Genomic DNA, 18,693 nt, shown 5'->3' with positions numbered 1-18,693 from the left:
GTGAGTGAAGAACTGTATAGTAAATTTGGTGGGACCCTAACCGGTTCACAAGCGCGCGATGAGGTCATGTTAGCGTCTTTAAAACAAGAGTTAGTTGGCCCAAATCCGGTAGGCGAACCAATAAGTGTAGGTTCATCGATTACTTTAGATTCCCCTGAAAAACTTCATGCCAATTGGATTCAAGCTGAGAACAAAGAAGAAATATTAAAAGAATTTCCGCTAAGTCGATATGGAGTCGGCGTTTTATTTCCTTTAGATACATTGCTTACTGTAAATGATACAAATGACTTGCCAGCGCAGCAAATAGACGAACCTATTCAGGATGACCCTGATCAAAGCAACCAAACAAAATCTAGCGAAAATCATAAAAACCAAGAATTTGGTGAGCATCAACCTGATGACGACGATTTTGATCTTTCCTTGGCCAATGCACGCATGCCTTCGTCAATGGCTGTCAGTTTTAAACTAGATTTTAATAATTTGTCAAAATTCGAAGTCTGTATATCTGGAGCGGTATATCAACCGTTTGATGTATTTTGTGGCGGGAAAAAATCCCCACCCCCGCGTTGGAAACGAATTCCAGTTCAAATAACAGTTGACTTGTTAGTTAATTGGAAAAGCAGTTTAAAAGTCTGGAATTTACTTTCCTGCGATAGCTCTGGAGTATTGAGCGCGAATGGGCTTGAATTAAGTATAAGGGCGATTGATCGTCATGATGTGCATGGTGAAAAAATTGTCACCATTGCACTAATTAACGAAAGCCAAGCAGGAGACTACACAGATCGCAATAGAAAATCTTTTTTTCAGACTCACTTTTCAGTGGAGGCGACAGACGAAGTTGGCCGTCCAATGATTCTTCCTTACCGGGAAGCTGATTCAATAAATGATGATAATGAAACGCTTTCAAATCGTCTGATATACAGAAATGATCAAACCTTTGCCGTTGGGCATGGGTGTGCTGCAGATTGGAACTTGGCACCTAGCAATGATGCACAGCGATGTTCGAAAGTGTGGAGTGAAGTTTTGCCATCATACCAAGTGCCAAGTATTACGCCAAACATCACATTTGGTGGTGTAGAGCTGGCTGTTTCAATGAGGGATCTAGCAGAACTTGAAATGACATCCAGTTGTCTAGGTTTACAGCAACTGAAAGCCGTAGTAGAACAATATCGATCTTGGATTGTGACCCAAGAAATCAAAGTTTCCTCCTTGGATGTTCCGGATAATTTGAAACAGCAAGGTATTATTAATCTCGATGATTGTAAGCAAGCTTGCGCACGTATGCAGATGGGACTCGATTTTCTCGAATCTAACGAAATGGCTTTAAAAGCATTCAAGATCGCAAATGAAGCAATGTTGTTACAACAACTTCATGCCCCTAAAGCAATTCGCAACATTAAATTTAATGAGGAAGGAATTCCATGTTTTTCTGAAAAATACAAAGATAATGATGCACATGGGAAGTGGCGTGCATTTCAAATTGGCTTTATTTTGATGGCCTTATTATCTGTTGCTGATAAAGACGATCCATTTCATGAGGCTGTTGAATTAATCTGGTTTCCGACTGGTGGTGGTAAAACGGAGGCCTATTTAGGCTTGGCCGCGTTCTCATTAGTTTATGAACGTTTAATGCATGGAACAAATGCGCAGGGAACTCAAGTACTAATGCGATATACATTGAGGTTGCTGACTGCTCAGCAATTGCAACGTGCATCAACACTAATCTGCGCCCTTGAATTTCTGCGAGAGAAGAAGGAGATTCCTGGTGAGCGATTCAGTATCGGCTTGTGGGTAGGAGGAGCCAACACGCCAAACTCGAGAAAGGACGCATTAAAAGCATTCGACAGTCTCCAAAAAGGAGACGATACAAGAAACCCATTTTTGCTAGATCGATGTCCATGGTGTTCAGCACAAATGGGTGTTGTTAGGCATCAATCGACTAAAAGCAAAAGTTCAAAAAGTGCCAAAAATGAAATATTGGGACTTTATAAAGAAAAAGGAACAGTTATTTACCGTTGCGTAGATGGTGAATGCCTTTTTTTTGATGCAGGTTTACCCATTCTTGTAATTGACGAAGATATTTACAATGAGAAACCATCAATAGTTATAGGAACCGTTGATAAGTTTGCCATGTTGACTTGGAATGACAACATTCGACATATTTTTGGCATTGGTGAGAACGGAAAAAGAGAATTAAATCCCCCCTCTCTAATAATTCAAGATGAACTTCACCTAATATCTGGCCCACTTGGAACAATGGTCGGTTTGTATGAGCCGCTGATAGAAGACCTCTGTACAGATAAGCGCAACAATCAAATTATCAAGCCTAAAATCATCGCAGCCACAGCTACCACAAGGCAATATAGGCTACAAATACAACGTTTATATGGCCGGTCAGAAGCATTACTTTTTCCTCCTCCTGCGATAGATGCAGAGGATTCATTTTTTGCAAAATATGAACGTGATGAATTGGGAAATTTTAAACCAGGCCGCAAGTATGTCGGTGTTAATGCTCCCGGCCTGAGTTCTCAACTTACCGCTCAGGTTCGTACATTTTCAGCATTACTATCTTCCGTTAACAAGCTTAGACCACACGATCAAGATCCATGGAGGACTTTACTCGTTTTTTATAACTCAATTAGAGAGTTAGGTGGTGGAATAACTCTTTTGCAAGGAGATATACCTGAACGTATTGGTTCAATTAAACGTAGAAGTGAAGATTGGTTGATGCAACGCTGGATCAAATCGGATGAAGAGTTGACAAGTCGTCTCAAATCAGAAGAAATTCCGGAGGCGATAGCGAAACTACAAGAAAAATTACAAACTATAGAATTTTCGGACATAGAAAACACACTTAATGTATTGATGCCAAAGATCCAAAACATAGAAATTATCAATAATTTTAAGAATTTGGATACGAGAATTTCTAAAAAAATACTCACTCTAGATGTTTGCGCCTTTTTAGAGAATCTCTATGTTCACTGTAAAAAAGAAAACATAAAAAATCTTGGATTAGAGAAAATTCATCGGCAATTAAATGGCGATGGTGTTATCGATGTTTGCCTTGCTTCTAGCATAATTGAAGTGGGTGTAGATATTGATCGTTTAGGAATGATGGCAATAGTGGGTCAGCCAAAAACTACCGCTCAATACATTCAGGTATCTGGCCGCGTGGGGCGTAATGTTAATCGATCACCAGGGCTAGTGGTGACTCTATACTCCACTGCAAAACCTCGCGATAGATCTCATTTTGAACATTTCCGATCTTACCATCAAAGACTCTATGCTCAAGTCGAGCCATCCAGTGTGACTCCTTTTTCTTTGCCGGCAATGGAGAGAGGGCTGAGAGCGGTTGCAGTCGCCTATGCCCGTCAATATTCCTCGATTGGCGCTGAGCCAACTAACGTAGACGCCAGCATTTTTGAGCAGTGCCGCGAGATGATTATTGCCACTCGTGGACAATATTTTCAGGATGACATCCAGCGAAATCATTTTAATAGAATCTTTGAGAGCATGAAAAATCACTGGAAAAAAAATAAAAGCAACTACCAAGATTGGGGGAAAATAGGATCTTATCCACCTAACCCAGTTCTGTATTCATTTGGAGATTCAGTACCAAAATCACACAGAGACCACGCGTGGCCAGCACCTACTAGCATGCGTTCTGTTGATGGTGAAGCGGGCTTAAGAATTGAATGTGATCCTTACGCAAAGGGAGAAGCGCTATGAGCTCAAAAATACGTAAAGGCCAAATGATCAGCACCTTCGGCCCAGGTGCAATCCATGTGGATAGTAGAGGGGTTTCATTGCTAACATCTGGGATTGATGGTTGGTTTGACGGTGATGGCGATATAGAGCCTTATAAGCTTGCTGACGAGCGATTAGCAAAGCGTTTGAATGTGGATCATTTTAGGCAGCCACCTGATGCGCCATCTTATAGAAAAAGCTCCTCTGAACTCGATAAAAGGCTCAAACAATGGCTTCCTGTTTACCGATTTCCACGTTGGCACGTTTGTAAATTTTGCAATCGAATGGAGGAGTTATCTCCTCTAGTAGCTGGCTCTCCCACATGCAAACATTGCAATGGAATCCTATTTCAAGTTCGCTTTGTTGCCTCTTGCAAAAATGGTCATCTGCAAGATTTCCCATGGATTGAATGGGTTCATCGAGGAGATCCATCTCCTGATTGCGCAAAACCAGAACTAACATTGCGAAGCACAAAAAATGCAACCTTAGCTGATACCATAGTAAGTTGTTCTTGCGGAAAGCAAAGAAATCTTGCTGGTATTATGAGCCAAGAAGACGGAAAGACCTTAAGCAACACGGTTATTCCTGTGCAAGGCATCAGTTTTCCTTGTGCCGGTAAAAAACCATGGTTCGGTGATGCGCATACCGATTCAGTTTTATGTGATCAACCCTTGGTTGGAATGTTGAGACAAGCGACGAACTTATATTATTCAAAAGTAATAAGCTCAATTAAGTTGCCCATTAAAGATCAGCATGACATCGAAAGTCTAATTGATTTATTAGTTGAAAAAGTTCCTTCTAAGCTTTTTCCTGCAATTGCAGGATTCTCAGATGATATAAAGCTTGCAACACTAAAGGGGCAGGTGAAATTTGAGTTAGATCTATTTACTAACGATCAAATTCTTTCAGCTTTTAGTGCCGTTGTATCTGGATTAAGCCCATCTATTGACGTCGTTGATTCTGACGATGAAGAAACAGAATACCGCAGACAAGAACGGCGATTATTGCTTGATGGACAAGATAGAAAAGATCTGCAATGTTTCCCATTAGATTTAAGTGAGATTGGCGCTAGTTTCCAAAAGTATTTTTCACATATTTCCAGAGTTGAACGTTTAACTGAAACGAGAGCTTTTGTAGGTTTTGATAGAATTGAATCCGGCACTAAAGAAAAGTCAGATAACCACTATCAGGCTTATCAAAATTCAATTCGCTGTAATTCAACAACATCTAAAGACACTTGGCTGCCAGCAGTTAGAGTTTATGGTGAGGGTATTTATCTTGAACTAAATGAGGGCTTATTGAATTCATGGCAATCTCGCCCAGATGTAAAAAATCGTGTAAAAGATTTACCGAGGCAAGCCATCACCAACTCAATGGCTACTCTTGAGGCAGGTAGAATTACCCCGCGTTTTTTGCTGCTTCATACGCTGGCGCATCTTTTAATTAATAGATTGGTATTTGATTCAGGTTATAGCAGCTCCGCATTAAGAGAGCGTTTATATTGCTCTGATGATCCAGACGGTGCTATGGCTGGGGTGTTAATTTATACATCTTCTGGCGATTCCGAAGGTTCTCTCGGCGGGTTAGTTGCTATGACAGCCAACAATCAATTAATAAACATTTTAAAATCTGCTTTAGCAGAGGCCGAATGGTGTTCTTCAGATCCGATATGTTCAGAGTCTAGAGGGCAAGGACCTGGCTCGCTAAATTTGGCAGCATGCCATAGTTGTGCACTACTTCCAGAAACATCATGCGAACATATGAATAGCCTGCTAGATCGGCGATTACTTGTCTCGCTAGCAAAAGACGGATCAGGATTTTTTGATAGCTTTTTGGTTGATGGTTAACCAATCACGTCAGTAACTATCTCTGCAATTTTTTTTGCAAGATAAGGCGGCACTGCATTTCCAACTTGTACATATTGCTGAGTTCTGTTGCCTTCAAAAAAATAATTGTCGGGAAATGTTTGTATGCGAGCAGCCTCACGAACAGTGAGGCTGCGGCACTGAAGTGGATCATAGTGAATAAAATAATGACCATCTTTTGAGATGTGGCTAGTTATCGTTGTTGCGTAACGCCCTTCCGCTTGTACACGAAAACGATCTGAAAACTTTCCTGACTCCCAGTTTTTATGATTGGGAGCTAAAAATTTCGGAAACTCATGAGATTTAGGATTAGGATTTTCACGGTCTGCATAGGCACGTGCAAAACTTGCGCAAAAATAGTAACGTTCCAAGTCTTCAACAATGTGCCCGCGAGTTTCGTGATTTAAAACATACTTTAATCGCGCGTCATAAAACCAATCCTTCAAGCCGTAAGGCATACTTTTTACAACAAAACGACCTGCAGGTATTGCCCGCCCACCACGATGGTTCGCCTCTATGTTTACCGGTGAATAGTGTGCGATTTTTCCAGCTAGTTCTTTAAACTCACTTTTTCTAAGTTTAGACGGCAATTTCTTTACAATGTCTGCGATGGTTTCGTGCCACGTCTCGTAGCTATCTCCACCTTTTGAAAGACCGCTTCTAAGCGATGGAAGATCACCAATCACTTTTTCAATATTGACCTTATCGCTGGTAATCAGCTGACTTGGAATATTTTTGATATCTTCTCTGACACCTAAAAGAATTACTCTATGGCGAGCTTGCGGAATTCCATAGTCTTCTGCACGAATAATGAAATCGGAAAAATCTTCATACTCGGGGTCTTTGGGATCTGTTGCGGATTTTACAAGGGAATAGATTCTATATTTATTCCCAGTTTTTTTGTTTATCGCTTTACCGGGACACTTCAAATCATCCAGTATTTTAGGAAATATTTTTTCTCCATCTACAGTGGATGAAAGAATCCCTTTCACATTTTCCATTACGAATATTTCCGGGTTAACCCGCGACAAGATATTCAAATATTCTTTATATAAAAAATGGCGGGGATCATTTTTGGCCTCATAACCAACAATACCCATATTCCTTGCGCGCCCCACAAGAGAATAGGCTTGGCATGGTGGGCCACCAATCACAATTGTCTTTCCCTTGTGATTGGCCAAAGCGCGCTCTATTTGCTCATGAATATATTTGTTGTCCTCTCCTAAAGCACGCGGCTCATGAAGTGTTTCCTCTTTAGCCGCATTCGCCTCTTTCGGGAAAGCATCAAAAAGCGCTTTGCGTGAAAGATGCCCACTCACATATTTATAGTATTCGTCAGGCACTTGGCCATCAGGAAATTTTCTGAAGAATGACCGCAACTGCAATGTTTGGTGCGCACTGGCTTCTTTCTCTACGGAGACAGCAATAGAAAAAGGGTGCTTTCCGGTTTTCTTATCTTTATAAGCAGAAAAGCCTTCACCCAGACCACCAGGCCCGGCAAAGAGGTCAATAATTTTGATTTGAGAGGACATATGGGGAAACAGAGAAAAATGAGGCGCCTAGAATAACAGGATTAATCTGCAAATCCAGGCTGCCCTTACTTACTTTAAGACGAAAAACTACGAGAACAGTACTTCACTTCCATCAATCGAGCGAATAATTCCTGCATAATTCACTTTGGCTATGTATTCACCATTAATATAAATTTGGCCGCCGGTCCAGTTGCCGCCACCCAAATCATTTTTAACGATAAACTCACGACAAATTTTTGATGCCTCAGCGTATGATGTAACATCAACTATTTTATTCGGTTCGCATAAATAATATTTTCTATCTGGATCTTGTCCATGATCAGGATTGCCACAACTTTTTAAAGCAACTTGCATGATAAAAACCTCCCTAGCTAATCACTGTATAAATATACAATTTTTGTGGTTGTTCGGCAATGGATATAGTGGATAAAACAACGCGCTCCGCAATGATGTCCGGTATTAAGCACAAGAATACCAGGACTGAAATTATCATTCGGAGCGGATTGCACAAACTGGGATTTCGCTATCAACTTCACCGAAAGGACCTTCCTGGAAAACCTGATCTGGTTTTCCCTAAACATCACGCTCTAATCTTTGTAAATGGCTGTTTCTGGCACGCACACGGCTGCCACATATTCAAGTGGCCATCGACCCGCGTTGAGTTTTGGAGGGAAAAGATTGGCGCAAATAAAATGCGCGATGAGCGAAATATTCAGACTTGTATCGCGATAGGCTGGAAGGTATTAGTGATTTGGGAATGCGCATTAAAAGGCAAAACCCGCCGCAATCTTAACGAAGTAATTCACACCACCGCTAATTGGCTTGTGTATGATTCGCAATCTGCGGAAATTAAGGGTCGAGAGTTATGAGCAAGCAGTTAACAGAGCTCAGTAAATTTTTAAGCTACATACTTCGTCACGAGCCCCAGTCGATAGGCTTACAGCTCGATGCGGAAGGTTGGGCTAGTATTGGGGAATTGATTTCACTCGCTACTAAGGCGGGTAAACAGTTTGATCGTGAGTTGCTCCAGCGAGTGGTAGACACCAGCGATAAAAAACGTTTCACCATTTCCGGTGATGGTTTGAGTATTCGTGCGGCGCAAGGGCATAGTAGTGAGCAGGTGAGTATTGATTATAAAGCGATAACACCGCCCGCTGTGTTGTACCACGGCACCGCCACCCGATTTGTGGAATCGATTCGCGCGCAAGGTTTATTGCCCGGCCAACGGCATTATGTGCATCTGTCGGAATCGGTTGAGACTGCAAGCCAGGTGGGAGAGCGCTACGGCAAGTTGCATCTACTGGTTGTGGATTGTGCGCGCATGAGCGCTGCGGGGCATGAGTTTTATATGGCGGATAATAATGTTTGGTTAACCAAGCAAGTGCCAGCGGAATATATTTCAGATTACACCACGAACTAATTAACAGTAGCTGATGTATTTGCCATGTGTGTTAACGATTGTTTTATCAGCACCAATGTAGCCCGCATGGAGCCTAGCGAAATGCGGGGTTGTTTTTTCGAAAGAATCAAAAAATAAAGTCAAAATCAAAATTCAAATCAAAAGCCCCGTATTTCGCTAGGCTCCATACGGGCTACGCAACGCAAGGAATTGTTATGGTGCTTTATCGACGGAATCGAGTTAAGGGTGGGTGTTATTTTTTTACAGTGACACTGCAGGATAGAAGCTCTCGTTTGTTAGTAGAGAATATCGCAGAATTGCGCGATGCGTTTCGGCAAGCAAAAGCGCGCAAGCCATTTCAAGTGGATGCGATTGTTGTCTTACCTGAACATATTCATGCGCTTATTACCTTACCTGCAGGTGAAGATAATTATTCGTCGCGCTGGCGGCTAATTAAATCCCTATACACGCAAAAACTTTTAAAAAAAGGGGTGCCGCTCGCTGCCAATGGGCGCGGTGAATACAACCTGTGGCAACGCCGGTTTTGGGAACACACTATTCGTGATGATGAAGATATGAATAACCATATCAATTACATCCATTACAATCCGGTTAAACACGGCCTTGTCGAGCGCGCCGCCGATTGGCCGCATTCCGGTTTTCATCGCTATGTCCATGCGGGAATCTTGCCCCTCGATTGGATTCCAAAAACGTAGCCCGCATGGAGTCTAACGGAATGCGGGGTTGTTATTTTTCGGATCAATAAAAATCACCGCCAACAACGACATCAAAAGCCCCGTATCTCGCTAGGCTCCATACGGGCTACGTTGTGGCGATTGATGAGTTTCCGTATTAATGAAACGCGCGCAAAATGCTCAGCGGAATGAGAAAAGCCGATCTGAAAACTAGATCGGCTTTTTATTTAACTCCGCGTTACTAACGCCAATTAATTTAACCGTTGGCGATTGCTGCGAATAATGGCTTTACGTACCTGCTTGGCGCTTTCTTCACGCTCTACAGAAATCGCCTCCGCCTGGCTGCGTTTGCTCGCAACCATTTCATCGCTCATGGCTGTCGCGCCGGGCAAGCCAAACGGCAGGAAATCCTGTTGGCAAAGCGTATCGGTTTTTGGTAGAGCGCCGGTTAACAGATAGGCGGCGGTAATATTGTCAGCGCACGCAGAAAGGCCAGGCGTGGTATGGCCCCAACCGGCAACGGTAACCAAGCGCGAGTTTGGCAACAAGCGCGCAACTGCTTTCGCTCCTGCGTAGGATGTCGCCGGGTCAAACTCGGTGCTGGCTACTAATACCGGGTTTTTGGTTTTCTTATTAAATGGCCCGGTGTAGCGGCTTTTTTTGGAGCCCGGCCAAGTTGCACAAAGACTTGAGTTCCAGGTCCACAAACGACCGAAATAACCATTTTGCCGGTCGGACTCTTCGCCCCAGAGCGACCAGAACTCCGGCAGCTCCGGGTTATCTGAATCGCTGCACATTACGGCAGGAAAGGTGAACAGGCCGTTATCAATCGGTACCGGAATTTCTTCGATTCCCAATTCCTTACGCAAGACTGTGTATTTCTCGCCAATCGCAGCCGGTGGCATTTGCCATTCAACAAATGCGAGGAGTTCTGCAAAGGATGTCCAGCTGGCGCTGCTGTACATGGCAGCGAGCGCTTCTGCGATCAAACGGGAGTAGGTGAGTTCAAAGATTGTGCCATCCGATAGTGGTATTGGCAGTGGCTTGGCTTTTAAACGCTGCGCCAATTGGTCAAAACGCGCCGCTGAATCTCCGGCAAAGAGACATCTGCCTGGCCCGCTAAGATCACACAGACGAAAAAACTCGTTCAAGGTCGCCATGCCGCTTTTATCACTTTCCAAGCGCGTAGTGACCGGGACTATCCAGCCGCTCCAGTTTTTTCCAGTGGACCAGGCTACCGGGTCAAGCACGCCATCCACCACCAAGCGACCTACTTTTTGCGGGAACAAATTCGCGTAAGTAACCCCCAAATAAGAGCCGTAGGAATAGCCCACGTAATTTAGTAATTCATCGCCCACCGCTTGGCGTAATACATCCAGATCGCGCGCCACATTAGCGGTCGTCATCTGGTGCATTATCTCATTGCCATTTTTGGCGCAGAGCGCGCTAAGTGTTTTATCGCTTTCTATCTTTTGTTTTTCTTCAGTTCGCGTAACCGGAAATTCAAACGGGGGAAGAATTTGCAGCGCATTTTCTATGCTTAAACCGCAGGTAATTGGTTGACTCTGGCCCACACCGCGCGGATCAACGCCGATCAAATCGTATTGATCGCGCACCTCCTGGCTAAATAAGTACTCGCCAACGTAACGCACAAAATCCACGCCACTACCACCAGGCCCACCGGGGTTCAAAAAAAGACTGCCAAGAGGTTTTTTGGCGGGATTTCGTGCGGGTAATTTAATCAAAGCCAGTTGAATTGTCGGCGAGTTTTTACGGTTGCTCTGGTAGTTTAACGGCACCGCATAGTGCGCACATAGCAGATTGGGATTTTCATCAGTAAAGCAGGGTTGCCAATTTATTGCTGCGGGTGCCTTTTCATCGAGCTGACGTTCGTTATTTACGTCAGCAGATGCCATTAGTGGCGACAGCAAAACACAGGACAAACTTAACTTGCAAAAATTTTCCAAGATTTTCATAACAGCTCCTTTGGTATTGAATAGCGAAAGTTAGGATGCTTACCCGACCATGGCGCTTTAGCAACCTTTGCCTTGGTACAAGTATGAAAAAAACTAACAGAACCCTAACGACCGAAATGTAACAGACTAATTCAAGGTTTGAATAGTTCAGGTGGCGCGTCAATCGATTAACCATTTCGCATTCACTTCATATTGTCATTTTCCCGCAACTATTCAGACATAATCGTTACCTAGAATCCGCAGCGCGAATAACACGGAGGTGTGCCGCAAATGGCGGGTGTGTGCGGGGATTGAAGCGCACCGCTACTATTGCTAATCCGTTGTGGATTCCTAAAGATGATTCTGAATAAAAAATTGAAAGCGTCTATCGCTAACGCAATTGGTTTTTGCGCGGCTATTGTTGTGAGTGTTAGTACTTCTGCCATTACTTATAACACCTGGCCAAATTCTACGGCAGTGACAACTGCGGATGGCTCCTCGGTATTTGGCGAAAATATGAGTGGGCTGTTTTATCAACCCGCTGCAGGTTCGCAAACAGCGGTGTTGTGGGCAGTGCAAAATTCACCGTCCAAACTTTACAACCTGGTGTGGAATAGCAGCAGCAATACCTTTGTAAAAAGTACCAGCAACGGTTGGAGCAATGGTAAAACTCTGCGCTACCCCAATGGCTCAGGCGCGCCCGATGCGGAAGGTATTACCAAAGCAGAATTATCGGCGACAGATATTTATGTCGCTACCGAGCGCGATGGCAGCGGCTCGAATCGTTTCAGTGTGTTGCGCTACGACACCACCGGCACTGCAACTACCATTAATGCCACTCACGAATGGAATTTAACCTCGGACTTGCCCAGTGTAAGTTCAACCAATTTGGGGTTGGAAGCAATCGCCTGGGTGCCAGACAGCTATTTGCAAGCAAATGGTTTTATCGATGAACATTTTGCTGCAAGCTATAACCCTGCGAATTATCCCTTGCACGGCACTGGTTTGTTTTTTGTGGGCCTGGAAAATAACGGAAAAATTTACGCCTACGCGCTGAATTCCGACTCCACGTTTGTGCGTGTGGCAACTATTGATAGCGGCCATACAAAAATCATGGATTTGTCGTTCGATTGGGATAGCGGTGCACTCTGGGCCTATTGCGATAACAACTGCAGCAACCGCTCGCATTTGTTAGGTATCGACAAGACAATCGGCTCAACAACCTTCGGTAAATTTATTGTGCGCAAAGGTTATTCACGTCCGTCGAGCATGTCGAACATCAACAACGAAGGTATTGCCATGACCCCCGCCGCTGAATGTGTAGCCAATACTAAATCCTTTTTTTGGGTTGATGATTCGGAAACCAGCGGTCACGCCCTGCGCAAAGGCAAGATTCCCTGCGGGCCGTTATTTTAACCCCTGAAAAATTCACTCGATTATTCAAAAAACCACATCGCTCAGGGTACGACGATGTGGTTTTTTATTTCCTGTTTTGGTTTATTGCGCGGGAGACGCTATGATTCACTCCCCAGCTTTATTTAATCTGAACACAACAGGAAACCGTTCGCTATGTATGAGGACGCTATAGCACCGCATATCCACAGTGAAATATTGAAACGTATAAAAGCCGCCGAACAGGAGCACAACGTCAAGGTCTTGTTTGCAGTGGAATCCGGCAGTCGCGCCTGGGGTTTTGCGTCGCCCAATAGCGACTACGATGTGCGCTTTGTTTATGTACACCCGCGCGATTGGTATTTGGCGATTAACCTTGAAGACAAGCGCGATGTCATTGAATACCCGATCGTTGACGAGATTGATATTAATGGTTGGGATTTGCGCAAGGCATTGCAACTCTTGTGGCGATCCAACCCCGGTATCGTGGAGTGGTTGCAATCGCCGATTGTCTATGTGGACGACGGTGCATTTGCACCGGCAGCACGCGCGCTCATATCCGATATTTACTCGCCAGTGAAAGGAATTTATCACTATCTCAATATGGCGCGAAATAATTATCGTACACACATCAACAGTGACTCAGTGGTTATCAAGAAATATTTCTATATTTTGCGCGCACTTTTATCCTGCGTCTGGATTGAAAGTAACAAGCAGCCAGCACCCATAGAATTTCATCAGTTGCGCTCGTTAGTTGAAGACAACGCCATCATCGATGATGAAATTTCTGCACTGCTGGAACGCAAAAAAGTCAGTCAGGAAAAAGAAATTGCCGCACCGATTCCAGTGCTTAACCAATTTATTGAAATGACGCTTGCACATTTCGATCAACTAAAACTAACTGAATCTGAAAACCCCTACGATATTGAACAGCTCAATAAACTGTTTCGGCAGTTGATTGCTCGCTAATTGACACCGTTTAAGCCGCCGAAAATAAATTAATCACCTTTATAACGCCTTGGAGCTGTAACCCATGAGCCTTGCTAATCAGGTACACACCTTTGTCTTTGATATGGACGGAACCCTGCTCAATGATGAACATGAGCTGTCGCCGCTGACGATCCGCACGCTGCAGGAATTGAAAGCGCGCGGCGCCACGTTGATCATCGCCACCGGGCGTCACTACCAGGATATTCGTGCTTACATTGAGCAACTGGGCGGCGGCATAGCAGCCATTACGGCTAACGGTGCCATGATTCACAACAGCGCGGGCGAGCTGGTTAATCGGTCGGTATTGCCACTTAGTGTTAACGCCGCCCTGCTGCCACTCGCTGGACAATTTGATGTGCATTTGAATATGTATACCGATTCCGAATGGCTAGTGACTTCGCCCTGTGAATCCATGCTAAGCGCTCACGATCAATCGCAATTTTTTTATCGCCAGATTGCATTGCAACAACTGCTGGAAACACCCGCGTTAAAAATTTTATTTTATGGCGAGCATGAAAAATTACAGCGCGTGAAAGCAAAAATCCTGCAACTGCCGCCGCTACCCATTCACCTGACGTTTTCCGATGATTATTATCTGGAAGCCATGCCGCAAAATATTTCCAAGGGTTATTCACTCACCCAATTGATGGGCCTGCTCAATTTACCGCTGGCTAATGCGATGGCCTTTGGCGATGGCTTTAACGATGTGGAAATGTTTCGCACCGTGGCCCACCCCGTAATCATGAGCAACGCCAACGAAAAATTAAAGCAGCTATTTCCCTCCGCCCTGCGTGCACAGCCTAATCAGGAGGATGGAGTGGCGAGGTTTATTATGGATAATTTACTTTAGTGTCCGCGACCAGGAGGCGGTGGATTTTTGCTGCGTACTGAGGTACAAGGAATAGTCGGGTTCAAATAAAAGGATAACCATGAACATACTTACCAAAAATCAAGCGCAGGCCCGCGCCAACCAAGTGCGGGCCTTTCGCGCCGAGCAGGCAGACCTGGTGGAAAAAGGGTTATTAAAACTGTCTGATTCTTCTGCAGCCGCAATTCGACAATATCACGATCAATTACTCAAAGAATTGCAACACACGCAGGATGTGGACCTGAGTGATGGGGCTCGCCATTTATCACTCGGCATGCAAATCGTTTCCTTCCTGGGCGCTTGCGCACTGGCGGCCAGTTTATTTTTTCTGTTTTATCAATACTGGGGGTTTTTCGATACGCTGGGTCAAGTAAGCATATTGGTTGCTGCACCAATATTGAGTTTGACACTGGCGCTTTGGATTAACCGCGTTGACAGCTCTGGCTACTACGCCAAGCTGGCGGCGCTGGTGTCATTCGTGAGTTGGGTTTTAAATATTTCTATGCTCGGCAGCATCTTCAATATTACCCCGTCGCCCAATGCATTTGCGGTGTTTGCACTCTATGGGTTTCTGCTTGCCTACTTGTTGCAAGTGCGTTTATTAATTGCTGCCGGTATCATTTGTACTGCTATTTTTGTGGGCGCGAAATTCGGCACCTGGATGGGTAGCTACTGGATTTACGTTGGTGAAAATCCGGAACACTTTTTATTTCCGGCGGTACTATTTTTTATCTTTCCACTAATTCAGGATCAAAGTCGCTTTCACGGCTTTACCAGCATTTACCAAGTATTTTCGACAATTATCTTTTTTACGTCGGTGTTGATTCTGTCTAACTGGGGTTGGCCGAGCTACCTTCCATGGCCGGTGGAAATTATTGAGGGTTGCTACCAAGTGGCCGGATTTGTCACCAGCGCGCTCTTGGTGGTGTATGGCTTGCGCCAACGCAACGCGCAGTTAATGTTGGCCGGCAATGTATTTTTCGCGCTGTTTTTGTATACCAAGTTTTTTGACTGGTGGTGGGACTGGATGCCGAAGTACCTGTTTTTCCTGGTGGTAGGTTTGACCGCAATTTTAGCGCTGGTGATTTTTAATCGCCTGCGTAAAGTACAACAAACCGGGAGCCAGCAATGAACAAGACTATGTATACCCCGCGTAAATTACTGGTCTGCGCCGCAATAGGCTGCATACTACTGGTTAATGCATTTATCTTAATCAAGGTTTATGTTAACCGCAGCGAGGTTGTCGCAAAGGTTACCTTGAGCCAGCGCGAGCTGACGCTGCCAAACAATTATGGTTTTGCAAAAGAAGATTCCAGCCGGCGTTTGAGCATTCGTTGGGCCACACCAGAAATCGGTACGGACACACTCAACTCTGACTATTGGCGCTGGGCCAACCGCAGCCGATTGACGTTGAGCAATGAACACTTTGCGAGTTTTCGCTTTCCTGCCTGTGAAGAAAAGAATAAACGTCCAAAGGTGCCCGCCTGGGTTTTATTAGAATTCAACGGCTCAAGTTTTAGCGACTACCTGGAAAAAGTGGAGCAACACCGGCAGTTTATTTATGGGTTGCAAAGCACAGTTGACGCCGCGTATTCAGAAAAAGAACTTGCCGAAAAACGGGACGATGCCGATAAATTGCTCGCCGAAACAAAGAATGAATCCACCCGGCTTTATGTGATTGATGCCGCGAGCGACCCTCAATTATTAGAAATTGCAAAACAAAAACGCGCGGCAACATCTGCTGGCCAGTTATTGATTGTGCCTGCAGAAATTTATTTGTCTTATAACCATTGCGATAAGAGCAAGAAATTTACCAACGAAATAATCGTGAGCAAACTCGCCGTGGAATCGCTTTATGTTCCGAAAGATTTTGCACCTGCCTTGCCGATGGAAGCGGAAAGTCGGTCGACCCTGAAATTCACCGCCAACATCGCCTATGGCCGCTTCGGCGAGCCCTGGATAATCCGTTTGAATTAATGATAGTGGCCGACCAGCTGCTCCAGTAGCTGCTGGTTGCTGCCAACCAAATCCGTAAAGGTCACTGCGTAGACCTGCTCACCCTGCTCTACCGACGTACGCACCACGCGCGCGGTTAACGTCAGCGGTTGATTCATCCCCAGGGACTTGGCGGACGCCGGTGGGGCAATGCTGATTAAGAGTGTTTCACCGGACTTGATGTTGAGCGGTTGCTTGCTAAAAAACGACAGACCGCCACTGCTGAAATCCCGGGTTCGCGCCAATTGCTTACCCTCTGGCAAGAGCAGGCTCACGAACAAGGCATTTTTGTAACGCGGATGTTTGCGCTTGTCGTTGGGGTGGTCGAATAACTGCTTTTCGGGTTCAAATTTAAAAAATTCGATTTTTTCCTGCAGCGACGTCACCGTGCGACTCAGGGCATCATTAATCGAGCCAATCAAATCCAGGGTTTTGAAATTAGCTTTCATCGAACTAAACAGATCGTTTAGTTTGACATTGAGAAATTGCACCCGGCTAATTTGCTCGACGGTTACCTGCGCAATTTGCTGGCTGATGTGGCTGGAGCTGCGCGCTTCATCGGCCATCTGTTGCATCACGACCACGTTTTGCTGCGCCTTGGTCTGGCTACGTTTAACTATATCCACCACGGTGACCATATCCGACAGGGTTTTCTCCACTTTGGTATTCAGGTCATCCACAATTTTTTGAATCACCTCGGTAGCCTGCGCGGTTTTAGTCGCAAGGCTGCGCACCTCATCGGCGACCACGGCAAAACCGCGCCCCTGCTCGCCCGCACGCGCCGCTTCAATCGCGGCGTTTAAGGCGAGTAAATTGGTTTGATCGGCAATGGTTTTAATACTGGACACTATGCTGTTGATCTCCATGCTGGCCGTGGCCAGTGTCCGTACCGAGGTTTCGGACACACCGACGCTCTCTACCGCGTCATCCATGGTACTGACGATATCCGCCAGGGAGTTCACCCCTTCGGTCGCCTGGCGCTCCACGGCGCGGGATTTTTCGCAGGCATTTTCGGTGGTGGTTTTCACCTCTAACAGTAGCTCGTTAAATTGGCCGATAGCGGCATTCACTGCGCTGGATTCGCTGCTCTGTAATTGGGTGGAGGTAGCAATTTCCGAGGAAGTCAGGCCAATGTGATAAATGGATTCCGATATTTCGCGGTTGATAGTATCTATGGCGCGAACTATGGCGGTGATCTGCCCCTTCATAAACAAAATACCCGCCATGAGGCTGCCATCCGCCGCCGCCGGCACGGCCAGTATTAAATTGCCCGAGGCAATTTGCTGTACCACTTGCTGAGCGGTATCTGGCTCTGCTCCCAACAACCTGAGGATGTGGCTCGAGGCCAATAGCGCAACCGCAGTAGCCACCCCCAGCGACAGGGCAAATACCCATAACAGCCAACTGAACCCCGCGGCGATTTCTGTTTTTGCCTGGGCTTCAATTTGCTCATTAACCACCAGTGTTACCTGTAGCAATTCATCCACGGCGGCGCGTTGCAGTTGGTAGGCCTTTTCGATCGCGGCAAGCGCGAGTTTGCGGGTTTGCTCATCGTCCTGCTGCTGGATTTCTGTCATCGCCTGGTGGGCAACTGTGAAAAATTGCTCGCCGCTGGGGAACAGCTTCTGCTCGATAATCCTGCGCTGCGGTTCATTCAGTACTTGACCTTGCCAATAATCGCGACGGCTTGAAAATTCCTCGTGGAGTTTTTCCATGCGAGCGCTCAAGAGCGCGCGTTCATTCGCCGTTTCACTGAGCACAAACTGCAGGGCAACCAGGTTAGCCTCAACCACATAGGCAGGCGGGGGGAGAATATCGGCCACCAGGTCCTTACCCGTGACCAACTGTTGATAAACCGGCCCGTTAACCGAGAGCCTGGAAAGCTTTGAATAAGCGATGTAGCCGAACAATAGGAAACCAATAATCAACACACCAACAACAAGGCTGAATAGCTGCCGCAAGGATAATTTGCCCATAGATTACGCACCCGACGTTCATCGTTCATCAAGTTTATAAGCAAATATCGGGTTAGCAAATTACGCAGGCATCGCACTGTTTTTGTGTCATTTCGGCGCGTTTTTACTGCATTTATCCGCTTAACTTGTCATTTTATTACTGACGCCTGAGCTTGCGAGCGATTAATTTCTGTGCAAATCGCCATCCTTTTGACAAACGCTTTAAAAGCTCGAGGAGTTAAATGCAAAAAAATACGCCATTGATAATAATTCTCATTGGCATTAGAATTCCCGCCGCTT

The 18,693-nt window shown here is 45.4% G+C and carries 14 protein-coding genes; 10 read left to right on the top strand and 4 right to left on the bottom strand.

Annotation, left to right across the window (positions count from 1 at the left end):
* Both D0C16_RS17455 and drmB read left to right on the top strand, forming a co-directional pair.
* Positions 1-3,729: a helicase-related protein gene (locus D0C16_RS17455; protein WP_225318737.1), complete on the top strand. Its 3,729-nt coding sequence runs from the start codon at positions 1-3 to the stop codon at positions 3,727-3,729.
* Positions 3,726-5,594 carry a DUF1998 domain-containing protein gene (drmB, locus tag D0C16_RS17450; RefSeq protein WP_151033539.1) on the top strand — a complete coding sequence of 623 codons (1,869 nt, stop codon included), beginning with the start codon at positions 3,726-3,728 and terminating at the stop codon, positions 5,592-5,594. The genes D0C16_RS17455 and drmB overlap by 4 nt, the downstream gene beginning before the upstream one ends.
* On the opposite strand, the gene dcm is transcribed toward drmB, so the two are convergent.
* Both dcm and D0C16_RS17440 read right to left on the bottom strand, forming a co-directional pair.
* Complete coding sequence (gene dcm / locus D0C16_RS17445) at positions 5,591-7,144, bottom strand: DNA cytosine methyltransferase (protein WP_151033538.1); 1,554 nt, start codon at positions 7,142-7,144, stop codon at positions 5,591-5,593. The genes drmB and dcm overlap by 4 nt on opposite strands.
* Positions 7,145-7,231: 87 nt before the next feature.
* Positions 7,232-7,498 carry a hypothetical protein gene (locus D0C16_RS17440; RefSeq protein WP_151033537.1) on the bottom strand — a complete coding sequence of 89 codons (267 nt, stop codon included), beginning with the start codon at positions 7,496-7,498 and terminating at the stop codon, positions 7,232-7,234.
* 59 nt (positions 7,499-7,557) lie between these two features.
* On the opposite strand from D0C16_RS17440, the gene D0C16_RS17435 reads away from it, so the two are divergent.
* From D0C16_RS17435 to D0C16_RS17425, 3 genes are all read left to right on the top strand, one after another.
* Positions 7,558-8,013, top strand: coding sequence for a very short patch repair endonuclease (locus tag D0C16_RS17435; protein WP_151033536.1), 456 nt, complete (start codon positions 7,558-7,560; stop codon positions 8,011-8,013).
* A complete protein-coding gene (locus D0C16_RS17430; protein ID WP_151033535.1) occupies positions 8,010-8,564 on the top strand; it encodes an RNA 2'-phosphotransferase in 555 nt (184 codons plus the stop codon). Before D0C16_RS17435 ends, D0C16_RS17430 begins: the two co-directional genes overlap by 4 nt.
* A 272-nt stretch (positions 8,565-8,836) precedes the next feature.
* Positions 8,837-9,259 (top strand): transposase, encoded by a 423-nt coding sequence (locus D0C16_RS17425; RefSeq protein WP_255481936.1) that lies wholly within the window; start codon positions 8,837-8,839, stop codon positions 9,257-9,259.
* 230 nt (positions 9,260-9,489) lie between these two features.
* Here the strand turns inward: D0C16_RS17425 and D0C16_RS17420 are convergent, their stop codons facing one another.
* A complete protein-coding gene (locus D0C16_RS17420; RefSeq protein WP_151033533.1) occupies positions 9,490-11,214 on the bottom strand; it encodes an alpha/beta hydrolase in 1,725 nt (574 codons plus the stop codon).
* 336 nt (positions 11,215-11,550) lie between these two features.
* Here D0C16_RS17420 and D0C16_RS17415 point away from each other — a divergent pair, with 336 nt between their 5' ends.
* The 5 genes from D0C16_RS17415 to D0C16_RS17395 all read left to right on the top strand — a co-directional run bounded on the left by D0C16_RS17415 (position 11,551) and on the right by D0C16_RS17395 (position 16,420).
* Complete coding sequence (locus tag D0C16_RS17415; RefSeq protein WP_225318736.1) at positions 11,551-12,609, top strand: hypothetical protein; 1,059 nt, start codon at positions 11,551-11,553, stop codon at positions 12,607-12,609.
* 153 nt (positions 12,610-12,762) lie between these two features.
* The gene (locus D0C16_RS17410) at positions 12,763-13,554 is read left to right on the top strand and encodes a nucleotidyltransferase domain-containing protein (RefSeq protein ID WP_151033532.1); all 792 of its coding nucleotides are present in this window, start codon (positions 12,763-12,765) and stop codon (positions 13,552-13,554) included.
* Between the two features lie 64 nt (positions 13,555-13,618).
* Complete coding sequence (locus D0C16_RS17405) at positions 13,619-14,425, top strand: Cof-type HAD-IIB family hydrolase (protein WP_151033531.1); 807 nt, start codon at positions 13,619-13,621, stop codon at positions 14,423-14,425.
* Positions 14,426-14,504: 79 nt separating this feature from the next.
* Positions 14,505-15,575, top strand: a complete 1,071-nt coding sequence (locus tag D0C16_RS17400) for a DUF2157 domain-containing protein (RefSeq protein ID WP_151033530.1) — start codon at positions 14,505-14,507, stop codon at positions 15,573-15,575.
* Positions 15,572-16,420: a DUF4824 family protein gene (locus tag D0C16_RS17395; RefSeq protein ID WP_151033529.1), complete on the top strand. Its 849-nt coding sequence runs from the start codon at positions 15,572-15,574 to the stop codon at positions 16,418-16,420. The genes D0C16_RS17400 and D0C16_RS17395 overlap by 4 nt, the downstream gene beginning before the upstream one ends.
* Here D0C16_RS17395 and D0C16_RS17390 read toward each other — a convergent pair.
* Positions 16,417-18,414 (bottom strand): methyl-accepting chemotaxis protein, encoded by a 1,998-nt coding sequence (locus tag D0C16_RS17390; protein ID WP_151033528.1) that lies wholly within the window; start codon positions 18,412-18,414, stop codon positions 16,417-16,419. The two genes, D0C16_RS17395 and D0C16_RS17390, sit on opposite strands and share 4 nt — an antisense overlap.
* Positions 18,415-18,693: the final 279 nt, after the last annotated feature.

This window comes from Cellvibrio sp. KY-GH-1, assembly GCF_008806975.1.
Taxonomy (GTDB): Bacteria; Pseudomonadota; Gammaproteobacteria; order Pseudomonadales; family Cellvibrionaceae; genus Cellvibrio.
Note: the sequence above shows the minus strand (reverse complement) of the source record. Positions and strands in the feature narration are given on the sequence as shown.

Excerpts from the sequence above, each read along its gene's own strand:
- drmB (WP_151033539.1), top strand. The coding sequence starts at position 3,726 with ATGAGCTCAAAAATACGTAAAGGCCAAATGATCAGCACCTTCGGCCCA.
- dcm (WP_151033538.1), bottom strand. The coding sequence starts at position 7,144 with ATGTCCTCTCAAATCAAAATTATTGACCTCTTTGCCGGGCCTGGTGGT.
- D0C16_RS17440 (WP_151033537.1), bottom strand. The coding sequence starts at position 7,498 with ATGCAAGTTGCTTTAAAAAGTTGTGGCAATCCTGATCATGGACAAGAT.
- D0C16_RS17435 (WP_151033536.1), top strand. The coding sequence starts at position 7,558 with ATGGATATAGTGGATAAAACAACGCGCTCCGCAATGATGTCCGGTATT.
- D0C16_RS17430 (WP_151033535.1), top strand. The coding sequence starts at position 8,010 with ATGAGCAAGCAGTTAACAGAGCTCAGTAAATTTTTAAGCTACATACTT.
- D0C16_RS17420 (WP_151033533.1), bottom strand. The coding sequence starts at position 11,214 with ATGAAAATCTTGGAAAATTTTTGCAAGTTAAGTTTGTCCTGTGTTTTG.
- D0C16_RS17415 (WP_225318736.1), top strand. The coding sequence starts at position 11,551 with ATGATTCTGAATAAAAAATTGAAAGCGTCTATCGCTAACGCAATTGGT.
- D0C16_RS17410 (WP_151033532.1), top strand. The coding sequence starts at position 12,763 with ATGTATGAGGACGCTATAGCACCGCATATCCACAGTGAAATATTGAAA.
- D0C16_RS17405 (WP_151033531.1), top strand. The coding sequence starts at position 13,619 with ATGAGCCTTGCTAATCAGGTACACACCTTTGTCTTTGATATGGACGGA.
- D0C16_RS17400 (WP_151033530.1), top strand. The coding sequence starts at position 14,505 with ATGAACATACTTACCAAAAATCAAGCGCAGGCCCGCGCCAACCAAGTG.
- D0C16_RS17395 (WP_151033529.1), top strand. The coding sequence starts at position 15,572 with ATGAACAAGACTATGTATACCCCGCGTAAATTACTGGTCTGCGCCGCA.
- D0C16_RS17390 (WP_151033528.1), bottom strand. The coding sequence starts at position 18,414 with ATGGGCAAATTATCCTTGCGGCAGCTATTCAGCCTTGTTGTTGGTGTG.